The sequence below is a fragment of the Variovorax sp. UC122_21 genome (genome assembly GCF_044056785.1).
Lineage (GTDB): Bacteria > Pseudomonadota > Gammaproteobacteria > Burkholderiales > Burkholderiaceae_C > Variovorax.
Window position 1 is genome coordinate 1,503,268 of sequence record NZ_CP172004.1, and the last position, 12,781, is coordinate 1,516,048.

Annotated in this window: 12 protein-coding genes and 1 pseudogene; 6 read left to right on the top strand and 7 right to left on the bottom strand. The window is 70.6% G+C overall.

What is annotated here, in order from left to right; translation table 11 throughout:
* Positions 1-186: 186 nt before the first annotated feature.
* The 6 genes from ACHMXE_RS19480 to ACHMXE_RS19505 all read left to right on the top strand — a co-directional run bounded on the left by ACHMXE_RS19480 (position 187) and on the right by ACHMXE_RS19505 (position 6,969).
* Positions 187-1,218, top strand: coding sequence for an ABC transporter ATP-binding protein (locus ACHMXE_RS19480; RefSeq protein ID WP_395350825.1), 1,032 nt, complete (start codon positions 187-189; stop codon positions 1,216-1,218).
* A complete protein-coding gene (locus ACHMXE_RS19485) occupies positions 1,215-2,249 on the top strand; it encodes an ABC transporter ATP-binding protein (RefSeq protein ID WP_093340391.1) in 1,035 nt (344 codons plus the stop codon). The genes ACHMXE_RS19480 and ACHMXE_RS19485 overlap by 4 nt, the downstream gene beginning before the upstream one ends.
* A 49-nt stretch (positions 2,250-2,298) precedes the next feature.
* The gene (locus ACHMXE_RS19490; RefSeq protein ID WP_395350827.1) at positions 2,299-3,960 is read left to right on the top strand and encodes an amidohydrolase; all 1,662 of its coding nucleotides are present in this window, start codon (positions 2,299-2,301) and stop codon (positions 3,958-3,960) included.
* A 7-nt stretch (positions 3,961-3,967) separates the two neighbouring features.
* Positions 3,968-4,948: a CobW family GTP-binding protein gene (locus tag ACHMXE_RS19495; RefSeq protein ID WP_395350829.1), complete on the top strand. Its 981-nt coding sequence runs from the start codon at positions 3,968-3,970 to the stop codon at positions 4,946-4,948.
* 70 nt (positions 4,949-5,018) lie between these two features.
* On the top strand, positions 5,019-5,480 hold the full coding sequence (locus ACHMXE_RS19500) for a GNAT family N-acetyltransferase (RefSeq protein WP_203202286.1): 462 nt from the start codon (positions 5,019-5,021) through the stop codon (positions 5,478-5,480).
* A gap of 130 nt (positions 5,481-5,610) precedes the next feature.
* Positions 5,611-6,969 (top strand): hypothetical protein, encoded by a 1,359-nt coding sequence (locus ACHMXE_RS19505; protein WP_395350831.1) that lies wholly within the window; start codon positions 5,611-5,613, stop codon positions 6,967-6,969.
* Positions 6,970-7,024: 55 nt separating this feature from the next.
* On the opposite strand, the gene ACHMXE_RS19510 is transcribed toward ACHMXE_RS19505, so the two are convergent.
* The 7 genes and pseudogenes from ACHMXE_RS19510 to ACHMXE_RS19540 form a co-directional block, all read right to left on the bottom strand.
* On the bottom strand, positions 7,025-7,231 hold the full coding sequence (locus ACHMXE_RS19510; RefSeq protein WP_209544187.1) for a hypothetical protein: 207 nt from the start codon (positions 7,229-7,231) through the stop codon (positions 7,025-7,027).
* Complete coding sequence (locus ACHMXE_RS19515; RefSeq protein WP_395350833.1) at positions 7,215-7,631, bottom strand: sel1 repeat family protein; 417 nt, start codon at positions 7,629-7,631, stop codon at positions 7,215-7,217. Before ACHMXE_RS19515 ends, ACHMXE_RS19510 begins: the two co-directional genes overlap by 17 nt.
* Positions 7,632-7,799: 168 nt before the next feature.
* Complete coding sequence (locus ACHMXE_RS19520) at positions 7,800-8,360, bottom strand: carbonate dehydratase (protein WP_395350834.1); 561 nt, start codon at positions 8,358-8,360, stop codon at positions 7,800-7,802.
* 76 nt (positions 8,361-8,436) lie between these two features.
* A pseudogene (locus ACHMXE_RS19525) lies at positions 8,437-9,178 on the bottom strand (TerC family protein).
* Complete coding sequence (gene dctP / locus ACHMXE_RS19530) at positions 9,172-10,308, bottom strand: TRAP transporter substrate-binding protein DctP (protein ID WP_395350836.1); 1,137 nt, start codon at positions 10,306-10,308, stop codon at positions 9,172-9,174. Before dctP ends, ACHMXE_RS19525 begins: the two are co-directional and overlap by 7 nt.
* Positions 10,309-10,420: 112 nt before the next feature.
* Positions 10,421-11,749 carry an adenylosuccinate synthetase gene (locus ACHMXE_RS19535; protein ID WP_395350838.1) on the bottom strand — a complete coding sequence of 443 codons (1,329 nt, stop codon included), beginning with the start codon at positions 11,747-11,749 and terminating at the stop codon, positions 10,421-10,423.
* 16 nt (positions 11,750-11,765) lie between these two features.
* Positions 11,766-12,743 (bottom strand): VWA domain-containing protein, encoded by a 978-nt coding sequence (locus ACHMXE_RS19540; protein ID WP_395350839.1) that lies wholly within the window; start codon positions 12,741-12,743, stop codon positions 11,766-11,768.
* Between the last annotated feature and the right edge of the window lie 38 nt (positions 12,744-12,781).

The following is a 12,781-nucleotide window of genomic DNA, read 5'->3' on the forward strand; positions in this document are numbered from 1 at the left end:
GCCGGACGCAGAGGACGCGAAGGACTCGCGAAGGACGCAAAAAAGAAAACCAAAAGTTTTGATGAAATCTTTTCGCGACCTTCGCGGAACCTTCGCGTCCTCTGCGTCCGGAAGTCCGCTCCCTTCTTCTTACCCAGCCATCGTCTCGTTCGGCGCGCATGGCATCCAGTACGACGGGCAACCCCAATGAGCGAGCCACTGCTGCGCGTGCAGGACCTGCACGTCGAATTCCGGACCCGGCGCGGCCAGGCGCTGGTGCTCAACGGCGTGGACTTCGAGCTGCGCGCCGGCGAGACGCTGTGCGTGGTCGGCGAGTCGGGCTGCGGCAAGAGCATGACCGCGCTCGCGCTGCTGCGGCTCATTCCCTCGCCGCCGGGGCGCATCCGCGACGGCCGCGTGCTGTTCCAGGGCGAGGACCTGGTGCGCGCCACCGACGCACGCATGCGCGAGGTGCGCGGCAACCGTATCTCGATGATCTTCCAGGAACCGATGACCTCGCTGAACCCGGTGTTCAGCGTGGGCGACCAGATCGGCGAATCGCTGCGGCTGCATGCGGGCCTCGATGCGCGGGCCGCGCGCCAACGCGCGATCGAGATGCTGCGCCAGGTAGGCATCCCGGCGCCCGAGCGGCGCGTGGACGAGTACCCGCACCAGCTCTCGGGCGGCATGCGCCAGCGCGTGATGATCGCGATGGCGCTGGCCTGCCGGCCCGACATCCTGATCGCCGACGAACCCACCACCGCGCTCGACGTGACCGTGCAGGCGCAGATCTTCGACCTGCTGCGCGAGCTGCAGCGCGAGAAGGGCACGGCGATCCTGCTGATCACGCACGACATGGGCGCGGTCGCCGAGATGGCCGACCGCGTGATGGTGATGTATGCGGGTCGCGTGATCGAGCAGGGCAGCGCCGACCAGGTGCTGTCCGCGCCCGGCCATCCCTACACGCGCGGCCTCATCGACTGCCTGCCCGAGCTCGGCAGCAGCGCGGCCTTCGACGACGACACGCGCGAGGACCTGGCCGAGATCCCCGGCGTCGTGCCCTCGATCTGGGAACTGGGCAGCGGCTGCGCCTTCCGCGAGCGCTGCCGCCATGCCATGCCGCGCTGCGCGCGCGAGGTGCCGCCGATGTTCGCGTTGGCCGGCGACGGCGATGGCGGCACGTCGCATGGCGCGGCCTGCTGGCTGCATGCCGAGGCGCTGGCGGAGGAGGTCGCATGAGCCTGATCGAACCGACCGACACGCTGCTCGCGGTCGACGACCTGCAGGTGCACTTCCCGCGCGCCAGGGCCGGCTGGGGCCGCAAGCCCGAGGTGGTGAAGGCGGTGGACGGCGTGTCCTTCGAGATCCGCCGCGGCCGCACGCTCGCGGTGGTCGGCGAATCGGGCTCGGGCAAGACCACCACCGCGCTCGCCGTGATGCGGCTGTCGCCGCTGACCGGTGGCCGCATCCGGCTCGGCGACACCGACCTGGGCGCGCTCGAGGGCGAGGCGCTGCGCCGTTCGCGCACGCGCATGCAGATCATCTTCCAGGACCCGTTCTCCTCGCTCAACCCGCGCGAGCGCGCCGGTGCCGCGGTGCGCGCGCCGCTCGACCTGATGCAGGTGGGCACGCCCGAGCAGCGCACGCGCCGCGTGGCCGAGCTGTTCGAGGCCGTGGGCCTGCGGCCCGAGCAGCAGCAGCTGTTTCCGCACCAGTTCTCGGGCGGCCAGCGCCAGCGCATCAACATCGCGCGCGCACTCGCCACCAACCCCGAGCTCGTGGTCTGCGACGAGCCGGTGTCGGCGCTCGACATCGCGATCCGCGCGCAGATCCTCAACCTGCTCGCGCGGCTGCAGCGCGAGCTGGGCCTGACCTACCTGTTCATCTCGCACGACATGGCGGTGGTCGAGCACATCTGCGACGACATCGCGGTGATGTACCTGGGTCAGATCGTGGAGCGCGCGCCGCGGCGCGCCTTCTTCGCGCAGCCGCTGCATCCCTACAGCGTGGCGCTGATGTCGGCCGTGCCCACCGTGGGCGGCGGCCGGCGCCGTGCCGCGGGCCGCATCAAGCTCACGGGCGATCCGCCGAGCCCGATCGATCCGCCGCACGGCTGCCGCTTCGCCGGCCGCTGCCCGGTGGCCGAGCCGGCCTGCGCGGCCGAGCCGCCGCCGCTGCGCGAGGTGGTGCCCGGCCACTGGGTGCGCTGCCGCCGCGTCGGGCTGGCCGACGGCCTGCCGCTGCCGCCCCTGCGCCTGCAGGCCGATTGAATCCGCGCGAACATCGTGTCGCGCCCCGTCCCTCTTCCTTCCCGAATCCATGACCGCCACCACCGTCTACAGCGCCCGCAAGATCCTCACGATGAACCCGATGCAGCCCGAGGCCACCCATGTCGCGGTGCGCGAGGGCCGCGTGCTCGCGGTCGGCTCGCTCGAGGAGATGCACGCGTGGGGCGACTTCGCGCTCGACGAGCGCTTCGCCGCCAAGGTGCTGATGCCCGGGCTGGTCGAGGGCCACTGCCACCTCAAGGAAGGCAGCATGTGGGACTGGGCGTACCTCGGCTGGTTCGACCGGCGCGATCCGCAGGGCAAGGTCTGGAGCGGCCTGCGCTCGATGGAGGCCGTGGTCGCGCGCCTGGCCGAGATCGCCGCGCGCATGCAGGCCGAGGGCCGGCCCGAGTCCGAGCCGCTGGTGGCCTGGGGCTTCGATCCGATCTACTTCGGCGGCGAGCGCATGACGGTAGAACACGTCGACCGCGCGAGCGCCACGCGGCCGATCGTCATCGGCCATGCCAACGGCCATCTGATGAACGTCAACAGCGCGATGCTGCGCATCGCCGACATCACGCGCGACAACGAGGTCGAGGGCGTGGTCAAGTTCGCCGCCGGGCCGGCCGCGGGCGAGCCCACGGGTGAGCTGCAGGAGCCCGCCGCGATGTTCCTGGTGCTGCGCAGGATCGGCAATGCCGGCCTGCTGGCGCCGATGACCGAGGCCGGCGTGCGCTCCTTCGCGCGGCTGGCCTGCATGCAGGGCGTGACCACCGCCACCGACCTGGTCAACAAGCTCACCGAGGAGGACTGCGGCGTGCTCGAGCGCGCCACCGGCGCCGAGGATTTCGCGGTGCGCATCCTGCCCGCGTTCCAGGCCTTCCACGGCACGCATGGCGCGGCGCAGGGCGCGGAGCATGTGCGCTCGCTGATGCCACGCAACACCGACCGGCTGCGCTATGGCCTCGTGAAGATGATGCTCGACGGCTCGATCCAGGGCTTCTCGGCGCGGCTGCGCTGGCCCGGCCATTTCAACGGCGCGCCCAACGGCATCTGGGTGACCGCGCCCGCGCAGTACGAGGCCGACTTCGAGACCTACCACCGCGCCGGCCTCACCATCCACACCCACACCAACGGCGACGAGGCCAGCGAGGTCGCGATCGACGCCATCGGCCGCGTGCTCGCGCGCGCGCCGCGCCCCGACCACCGCCACACGCTGCAGCACGGCCAGATGATCGACGCGCCGCTGTTCCGCCGCATGGCCGCGCTGGGCCTGTGCGCCAACCTGTTCGCCAACCACATCTGGTACTGGGGCGACCAGCACTACGAGATGACCATGGGCCCCGACCGCGCCAACCGGCTCGATGCCTGCGGCAGCGCGCTCGCCGCTGGCGTGCCGCTGGCGATCCATTCGGATGCGCCGGTCACGCCGCTGGGCCCGCTGTTCACCGCCTGGTGCGCGGTCAACCGCGTCACGCCCAAGGGCCGCGTGCTCGGCACGGCCGAGCGCATCACGGTCGAGCAGGCGCTGCGCGCCATCACGCTGGGCGCGGCCTGGACCCTCAAGCTCGATGGCGAGATCGGCAGCATCGAATGCGGCAAGCGCGCCGACTTCTGCGTGCTCGAGGAGGACCCGCTGGCCATCGACCCGATGCGGCTCAAGGACCTGCGCGTGTGGGGCACGGTGCTGTCGGGCCGCGTGTTCGAGGCATGAGGGCGCGATGACGGCGCGGCGCCTGCCGCTCACGGTCGTCGGCGGCTTCCTCGGCGCCGGCAAGACCACGCTGCTCAACCGCTGGCTGGCCGAGGCCGAGGGCCTGCGCATGGCGGTGCTGGTCAACGACTTCGGCGCGCTCAACATCGATGCCGGCCTGATCGCCGCGCGCCATGGCGACACCGTCGCGCTCACCAACGGCTGCGTCTGCTGCCAGATCGGCGACGACCTCGGCCGCGCGCTGCAGGGCGCGATCGACGCCGAGCCGCCGTTCGATGCCGTGGTGATCGAGGCCAGCGGCGTGTCCGATCCCTGGCGCATCGCGCAGATCGGCATGGCCGCGCCCGAGCTGAGCCTGCAGGCCGTGCTGGTGCTGGTCGATGCGAGCGCGGTCGCCGCGCAGTCGCGCGACCCGCTGCTGGCCGACACGCTGGCGCGGCAGGCGAAGTCGGCCGACCTCGTGCTGCTCAACAAGACCGACATCGCGGACGATGCCGCGCTGGCGGCCGCCATGGCCTGGCTCGACGCGACCGTGCCGGGCACGCCGCGGATCGCGACCACGCAGTCGGACCTGCCGCTCGCGCTGGCCTCGGGGCTGCAGGGGCAGGCAAGGCCGCATGCGCATTGCGATGTGCCGGGCTGCGATCACGACCACGACCATGCGCACCACGCCGACCATGGCGCGCAGTTCGCGAACTGGAGCGCGCGGCCCGCGGCCGTGTTCGAACCCGAGGCCTTGCGCGCCTGGATGCGCGCGATGCCGCCCGGCGTGCTGCGTCTCAAGGGCCTGCTGAAGGTCGAGGCCGCGGGCGGCGGCGAGGCCTGGTCCGAAGTCCAGTACGCGGGCCGCCACGGCATGCTGCGTCGGGCCACCGCGCCGCTCGATGCCGAAGGTGCCGCGGTGGTCGCGATCGGCCTGCGCGGCCAACTGCCGACGCCGGCGCTCGAAGCCTTCTTCGGCGCCACGGCGCCTTTGGCGAATCCATAGCCGGGCCGCGTCGGTTCATGTTGCAATGCGGGCTTTTCGCCCGACGCGCACCCGCGCCATTGCACACGCCATGAACTCCACCCTCGTGATCCGCCCGCCCACGCGCGACGACTTTGCCGACTGGAAGCCGCTCTGGGACGGCTACAACGCCTTCTACGAGCGCGAGGGCCCGACCGCCTTGCCCGATGCGATCACGCAGGCCACCTGGCAGCGCTTCTTCGATGCCTACGAGCCCGTGCATGCGCTCGTGGCCGAGCACGAGGGCCGGCTGGTCGGCCTCACGCACTACCTGTTCCACCGCAGCACCACGCGCATCGAGCCGACCTGCTATCTGCAGGACCTCTTCACGCTGCCTTCGCTGCGCGGGCAGGGCGTGGGCCGGCGGCTGATCGAGGGCGTGTACGAGCGTGCCGCGCAGGCCGGCGCGAAGCGCGTCTACTGGCAGACGCACGAGACCAACCTCGCGGGGCAGCGGCTCTACGACAAGGTGGCGGATCGCACGGGCTTCATCATCTTTGCGAAGAACGTCTGAGCGCCGGCCGCGGTCCTCCCGCCCCGTCCGCCCATTGGGGTGAAGCGCCGCCATCGACTCCGGGATATGCTGCCTCCCGCCGAGCGGAGGGCTCGGCACGGCATTTCCAATAACACGAGGAGAAGAAAAGATGCACACGAGGATTGCACGCGTGGCGTGCGCGCTCGCCCTGGGCCTGCTGCTGGGGGCCTGCGGCGGAGGCGGCGGAGGAGGGGGCGGTGGCGGACTGGCTGGCCTGCCCATCGGTGGCGGCGCGTCGGGGAACGGCGCCACGCCGAACAATCCGGGGTCGCCGCTCGTGGATCCCAACTTCACGACCGTCAATCTCTCGGTCGAGAACGTGGTGGATGTTCTCACCGACGCCGGCAAGCCCGCGAGCATCAGCGGCACCTACTTCGAAGGCGCGAAGATGGCCGACGTGGGACTGTTGGGAACGGCCGTCGGCGACCTGTCGGTGCTGAACGGCAAGACGCTCTATGTGATCGTCGAGGATCCCGCCGGTCTGTTCCAGGCCAACGTGCAGGCAACGCCGACCACCAGTCCCAAGCCTGGCCTGCTCGTGGTGCTGTTGGGCAAGACGCTCCAGACGCCCGGCACCTACACCGGCAACCTGCGTGTCTACGTCTGCCTCGATGCCCGCTGTTCCGTTCGCCTGGGCAACGTGCCCTACAACATCCCGTACAACGTCGTCGTGAAGCGAGGCATGAAGATCGAGATCGGCGAGGCGTTCAAGAACAAGCGGGGCGGCGGCTTCCCGGGGCTCGACACTTCGCCGGATGCGAACATCGTTGCCGTCGAGAGCCGGTTCGGACAGCGCCCGCCCGTGGCGACGATGAAGGTCACGCTGCCAGAGGGCCATCCGTTCTCGGCCCTGAGCATCAGCCCCTTCGATCCTTTCGGTTTCCGTCCCGAGCTGCAGATCTCGGACAACAAGGACGGCACGGCGACGGTCAGCATGAGCGTCTCCGATTTCGTCCTGCGCCAGGGCTTCCATCTGAGCCGTCTGGACGTGACCTCGATCGCCGGCGATCCCCCCGCGCGGCAGCTGGTCAGGAAGACGGTGCAGTTCCTGTACCTGGTCGACATGGATGCGAGCGTTTCCGACCCCGTGGTGTTCGTGCCGCAGACGCTGGATCTGACGGCATCGGCCAGCGCGGCGGACATCCGGACGGCCTTCGTCCGGTACACCGGTGCCCGCGAGCTGAGCTTCTCGAGCAATGTCGAGTGGCTGTTGACGCCGCAGCAGCAGAGTGCTTTCCCGCCAGAGAATGTCCTGTTCGTCGAACCCAGCGGGTTCATCAACGCCGGCTCCGATGCGCAGCAGCTCTCGTTCCGGGGCTGCGTGGACGTGGGGTCGATCAGCGGGGATATCAGGCGTGTCTGCCTGCAGCCGGACACCTACGCCTTCCGCATCGGCTATCGCTATGTGCGCCAGGACGGCGCCGAGTTCACGGGCTTCTACCAGGGCAAGCTGGTCGTGACGCCGTGATTCCGGGGTAACCGGGGGATGGCTGCGGAGGCCGGCGCCGACGGCCCGCCGCGGCTCAGCCCGGTTGCCGGTCGCATGCGATCGGGTGGCCGCAGTCTTCCGCCGTGCAGGCCGCGGCCGGTGGCTCGTTGCTCCCCGCATCGACCGATGCCGCGAAGGCCGCCACCGCCACGGCCGCGAGCAGCATGCGCCAGGCCTGCAGCAGGCCCAATGCGCCGTGGCGCTCGAGCAGGGCGCGCGCGAACTCAGGAACGCTGCGCATCGCAGGCCTCCTTGCCCATGGGCGCATTGCGCGCGCGGTTGAGCAGGTGCAGCTGGTGCATGCCGACCTCGCTGCCCTGGCGCGCCGCCTCGCGCGCCCAGTGCCGGGCCTCGCAGCGGTCGGCGGGCACGCCGTTGCCATACAGCAGCGGTCCGGCCAGCAGCACCACGCCGAGCATCTCCTGCGCCTCGCGGTGGCCCGAGGCGCCGGCCTCGCGCAGCAGCGACATCATCGAGCGGTAGTCGCGCGCGGACTGGGCCTCGAGCGCGAGCTGGAAGCGCTGTTCGGGCGTGATCGCCACGCGCGTGTCGCGCGCCGAGGCGCCGGCGGCCGCGGCGCACGCGGCCGCGAGCAGGAGCGCGCACAGGGCGCGGTGGTTGAGTTGCGGTAAGAGGTGCATCGCGGGCTCCGTCGTGGCGTTCGGTGGCCACGATCTTCCCGCGCGCGTGCCGGCGCGTCGAACTGGAATTTCCGCAGCCGGCCTATGGCGCAGGCTGAGGGCACCAGGGCCTGTTCACACTATGCAAGGGGCAACGCGACCCCTTGCATAGTGTGAACAGGCCCTGGCCTAGAACTCGTTCTGGATGTTCTTGTAGCCCTGCACCAGCGCGTTGTTGGTGCGCACCACGTCTTCCGAGAATTCGCTCGCGTCGACGGAAACGCTCGGGCGTCCGGCGAGGTCGGTCTCGGGGCCGATGCGCTCGGTGGAGCGCACGTAGAAGTTCGGCGGCAGTTCGCAGCCGTCGACCACCGCGTTGTAGCGCACCACGCTGCCATCGCCGACGACGCAGTTGAACAGCACGCTGTTGAAGCCGATGAACACGCCGCGGCCCACCCGGCACGGCCCGTGGACGATGGCGCGATGGGCGATCGAGGTGCGCTCGCCGATCGTGACCGGCGCGCCCGACTTGGAGTGGATCACGACGCCGTCCTGGATGTTCGAGTGCGCGCCGATGACGATCGGGTCGATGTGGCCGTTCGCGTCGGTCTCGTCGGCGCGGATCACGGCATAGGGGCCGATGAACACGTTCTCCTCCACCACGACCAGGCCGCAGAGGATCGCGGTCGGGTCGACGAAGGCGCTCGGGTGGATCTGCGGCAGGTCGCCGCGCGGGTTCTTGCGGATCATGGGGAGTCTCGTCGCTGGTCGATGAACTGGAGTCGACCCAATAATGCCACAGTGATGCGTTAGTGACGGCCGGCGATCAGGGCGCCTCGCCCGCCTTCGCGTTCGCCCTGGCCTGCGCCTTCAGCGCCCGCGCCGCGGTGCGCTTGCCGCGCGCGCGGATGTTCAGCGCCTCGACCGCGAGCGAGAAGGCCATCGCCGCGTAGATGTAGCCCTTGGGCACGTGCTTGTCGAAGGCTTCGGCCGTGAGCACCATGCCCACCATCACGAGGAAGGCCAGCGCCAGCACCTTGACCGAGGGATGCTTGTCGACGAAGTCGCCGATCGGCTTGGCCGCCACCAGCATCACGCCGACCGAGGCGATCACCGCGGCCATCATCACCGCGATCTGGTCGACCATGCCGACGGCGGTGATGACCGAGTCGAGCGAGAACACGATGTCGATGATGCCGATCTGGCCGATCACGCTCCAGAACGCGGCCTTGCGCGCGCCGCCGTCCTCGTCGGCATCGGGGCCGTGCTCCTCGCCGGCCTCGACCTCGAGGAAGATCTCGTGCGAGGCCTTGTAGAGCAGGAACAGGCCGCCCAGCAGCAGCACGATGTCGCGCCCGCTGATGCCCTGGCCGAAGACATGGAACAGGTCGGCCGTGAGGCCCATCACCCCAGCTCAGCGACAGCAGCAGCAGCAGCCGCGAGATCATCGCGAAGCCCAGACCGAGCCGGCGCGCCTTGTCGCGCTGCTCGGGCGGCAGCCGGCCGACCAGGATCGAGATGAAGATGATGTTGTCGATGCCCAGGACGATCTCGAGGGCGGTCAGCATCGCGAAGGCGATCCAGACATTCGGGTCCAGGAGGAATTCCACGGTGTGCTCCCGGCAATGCGATCAGGGCGCATGCCGCTCGCCAGTGTGCAGCAGCGCGGCCGGTTCGCCAACAGGAAACGAAGGATCAGTTGGCGAGCGCCTGCAGCTTCGCCCAGTCGCCGGGCCGCGCGCCGAGCTGCTCGGGCGTGGAACGCCGCGCGATGCGCTCGAGAAAAGGCTGCCGGTTGACCTGCGACACCGTCATGCCCTTGCCGCGCAGGAACTGCTCGTCTTCCAGTTCGCCCGCGATCACGCCCACGTTGGTCCATTTGGCGCCGTCGACCAGCACCTTCTCGACCATCGCCTGCTGCGGGCGTCGAGAGCTTCGCCCAGGCGGCCTTGCCGATCACGATGCCCAGCGTGTCGTAGACGTGGGCGGTGAGCTGCACGTACTTCTGCACCTCGTAGAGCTTCTTGGCCTTCACCGTGCTCAGCGGATATTCCTGCGCCTCGACCTCGTTCTTCTTCAGCGCGTCATACAGGCCGACGTAGGGCAGGGTCACGGGCTTGGCATCGAGCGCGGTGGCGAACAGCTGGTAGGCCGAGGCATCGGGCACGTGCAGCCGCAGGTCGCGGAAGTCCTCGGGCCGCGCGAGCGGCCGGTTCGACGTGACCTGACGCGCGCCGTAGTAGACCGAGGCCACGAGGTGGTTGCCGCTGCGCTCGTCGTAGCCCTTCATGAGCTGGCCCAGCAGCGGACTCGCGAGGTACTTGCGCACGTGGTCGAGGTCCTTGAACGCGAAGGGATAGCTGCCCAGGCGCAGCGGCGCATAGCCCTCGGCCAGCGTGGCGGCCGTGACGTAGGCGATCTGCACCGAGTCGTTGGCCAGCATCAGCGGGTAGTCGCCCTCCTGGCCGAGCCTGGAGGCGGGCACCACCTCGATCCGGATCTTTCCCTCGGACTGCTCGGCGATCTTGCGCGCCGCGAGCTCGGCCTGCTGGTGGAAGATGCTCGAGGCCTCGTAGACATGGCCCCACTTGAGCTGCAGCACCTGCGCATGGGAAGGCGCCACGCCCGCGCCGAACGCGGCGCAAGCGAGTGCCAACAGCCAGCCGCGGGCGCGATGCCGCGGCGTCGAAATCGTCATGGTGTCTCCCAGCGGTGCGGGGCATCGGCCCGGTGCCGCATGGTAGGCATCGCGCGCGCGGGCGCGATAGGGATTTGTCCGGCCTCGTGCGGTCGCCGCCGTGGCCGAGGGGCTAGCTCGCGCAGTCCGCGACGTCCTGGCGCGTGGGGCCGCGCGAACCCCATTGCACGCGCAGGCCGCTCGCGGCCTCCACGCGCTCGAGCCAGTCGCGTTCGTTCGCGATGCCGGCCTCCGCATAGACCGGTTGCGCGCGCGCTCGAGCAGGCGCGTCAGCCGCTGCTGATGATCGAGGTCCGCCTCGGGCCCCAGGGCCAGCTGCGCGACGGTCTCGCCATCCGTATCGCGGTAGCCCTCGCACCAGCGCAGGTCCGCATGCCCGATCGCATCGAGATGGCTCGCGACCAGGCCGTCGAGCGGTCCGGCCGCGGCGATCGCATAGCGCAGCAGCACGGCATCGGGATGCCCGCGGCGGAAGGCGCCCTGCCAACCGGCGTCGGCGTTGTGCGGCTCGGGCAGCCGCGTGGCGAGCGCTGGGGTCGTGCGTGGGCAGCGGCCCGGCGCCATGGCGCGTGAGGTAGCTGCGCAGCACGCCCAGGTGTCGCACGGGCGGCGTGCCCAGCCCGGCGTCGCGCAGCACGGCCTCGACCGCGGCGGTCGAGACCGTGCTCCAGCTCGTGTGCGGATGGAAGCCGCGCCATTCGTCGAGCAGCACGCCCTGCGCGCCCTCGAACACCACGGCACCGGGCCGCGCCAGTTGCCCGGCGATGGCATCGACGCCCGTGGGCGGTGCGGCGCGCAGGCAGGGTTCGATGGCCGCGAGCCAGCGCTGCGACAGGCTGGCATCGGCCAGCAGCGCCTGTTCGCGCTGCCAATCCGGATCGGGCCGCGGTGCGAACTCACGCAGCAACACGAGGCGCAGCGCCTCGAGCTTCTCGAACGCGAGCGCCGGCCGCAGCAGGTCGCCGTAGCGCAGCGCGAGATCGGGCGCGGCCAGTGCCTGGCGCACCGTCTCGCCCACGCCCACGCCGCAGCTGCCATGGGCCGCGTCGCCGCGCGCCCACTCGCGCAGCCGGCCCGCGGCCTGATGGAAGGGCGTGGTCACGCGGCAGCGCGCATCGATGCGCAGGCGCGCGAGCGCATCGGGCACGCCCTTGTCGCGCAGCACGGCGGCCTCGACGAGCAGTGCCGTGGGATGCACCACCACCGCGCTCGCGAGCAGCGTGGCGACGCCGGGCTGGAAGCTGCCGGCGCCGAACTGCGAGAAGGTGTGATGGCGCCCGTCGGCCAGCACCACGTTGTGGCCGGCCTGCGCGCCGCCGTTGAAGCGCACCACGGTGTGGGCGCGCAGCGCGGCGCAGAAGTGATCGGTGTAGAGACCCTTGCCGCAGTCGCCGAAGCCCAGGCCCAGCAGCGAGAGATAGCGCGTGGCGCCGGTGCTCACGGCGCGCGCGGCGGGGTCAGCCGAACAGGCGCTTCCACCACGACGAGCGCGGTGCCGACGCGGCGGCGCTCGGCGGCGCGTGGCGCGGCTTGTTCGGATCGAGCAGCGCCGCATAGCCGTCGAGCGCATGCAGCACGCCGTTGATGCGCGCCTTGTCGACGCTGCCGGTGGCGGCCATCACGCGGCCGAGCTCGTAGAGGCTGGGCACGGCCTTCTCGGTCAGCGCGACGATGCCCGCGGCCACCGCGCAGGCGTCGTCGGGCGAGTCCATGCAGATCACGTGGTCGCCGAGCAGCTCGCGCCAGCGCGGCTCGCAGCGGCGGCGGCGCTGCGCGTCGGGGATCAGGAAGAACAGGTGGCAGGTCTCGGCCGCGGCCGCGATGGCTTCCTCGATCGGGATGTCCTCGTCGAGCTTCTCGCCGACCAGGCCCTCGATCTGGTGGCGCGACACGGCGGGGTAGGGCAGCTCGTCGCCGGTCACGAACAGGTAGCCGCGCTTCTTGCGCTTGACCCAGCAGTCCATGTCGGTGTGCTGCGCGATCACGTAGAAGGCCAGCTCGTAGCTCTCCTCGCCGGTGCCGCCGCCGCCGCCCTCGAGGTAGCTCCAGGTGAGCCACTGGTCCATCAGGTTGGCGGTCGATTCGAACTGGCCCACCTGCAGCGGCGCGCGGTCGGAGGTGGCGTCGCCGATCGCCATGAACATCAGCTGCGGATCGGCCACGCCGCAGTCGGTCAAGAGCTTCATGAAGGTCGGCAGCTCGCGGCGCGCCAGCGTCTGCGGGATGTCGCCCATGGAGCCCGTGACGTCGAGCGCGAACACGATACCCAGCGAGTTGGGATGGTCGGCGTTGTCGCGCGCCTCGCGCACCTTGAGGCCGCGCGGGTCCATCAGCGGATGGGTGGCGGTCTGGGTGAAGACCTCGGCGCCCGACTTGGCGGCGCGGTCCGCGACCAGGGCCGCGTGGGCGGCGTGCGAATAGTTTCCGTAACCCATGGATGTTCCCCGTCGTGAAGAGAGAAGAAGAAAAAGCC

Coding starts and splice junctions, on each gene's coding strand:
- ACHMXE_RS19480 (WP_395350825.1), top strand. CDS start 187: ATGAGCGAGCCACTGCTGCGCGTGCAGGACCTGCACGTCGAATTCCGG.
- ACHMXE_RS19485 (WP_093340391.1), top strand. CDS start 1,215: ATGAGCCTGATCGAACCGACCGACACGCTGCTCGCGGTCGACGACCTG.
- ACHMXE_RS19490 (WP_395350827.1), top strand. CDS start 2,299: ATGACCGCCACCACCGTCTACAGCGCCCGCAAGATCCTCACGATGAAC.
- ACHMXE_RS19495 (WP_395350829.1), top strand. CDS start 3,968: ATGACGGCGCGGCGCCTGCCGCTCACGGTCGTCGGCGGCTTCCTCGGC.
- ACHMXE_RS19500 (WP_203202286.1), top strand. CDS start 5,019: ATGAACTCCACCCTCGTGATCCGCCCGCCCACGCGCGACGACTTTGCC.
- ACHMXE_RS19505 (WP_395350831.1), top strand. CDS start 5,611: ATGCACACGAGGATTGCACGCGTGGCGTGCGCGCTCGCCCTGGGCCTG.
- ACHMXE_RS19510 (WP_209544187.1), bottom strand. CDS start 7,231: ATGCGCAGCGTTCCTGAGTTCGCGCGCGCCCTGCTCGAGCGCCACGGC.
- ACHMXE_RS19515 (WP_395350833.1), bottom strand. CDS start 7,631: ATGCACCTCTTACCGCAACTCAACCACCGCGCCCTGTGCGCGCTCCTG.
- ACHMXE_RS19520 (WP_395350834.1), bottom strand. CDS start 8,360: ATGATCCGCAAGAACCCGCGCGGCGACCTGCCGCAGATCCACCCGAGC.
- dctP (WP_395350836.1), bottom strand. CDS start 10,308: ATGACGATTTCGACGCCGCGGCATCGCGCCCGCGGCTGGCTGTTGGCA.
- ACHMXE_RS19540 (WP_395350839.1), bottom strand. CDS start 12,743: ATGGGTTACGGAAACTATTCGCACGCCGCCCACGCGGCCCTGGTCGCG.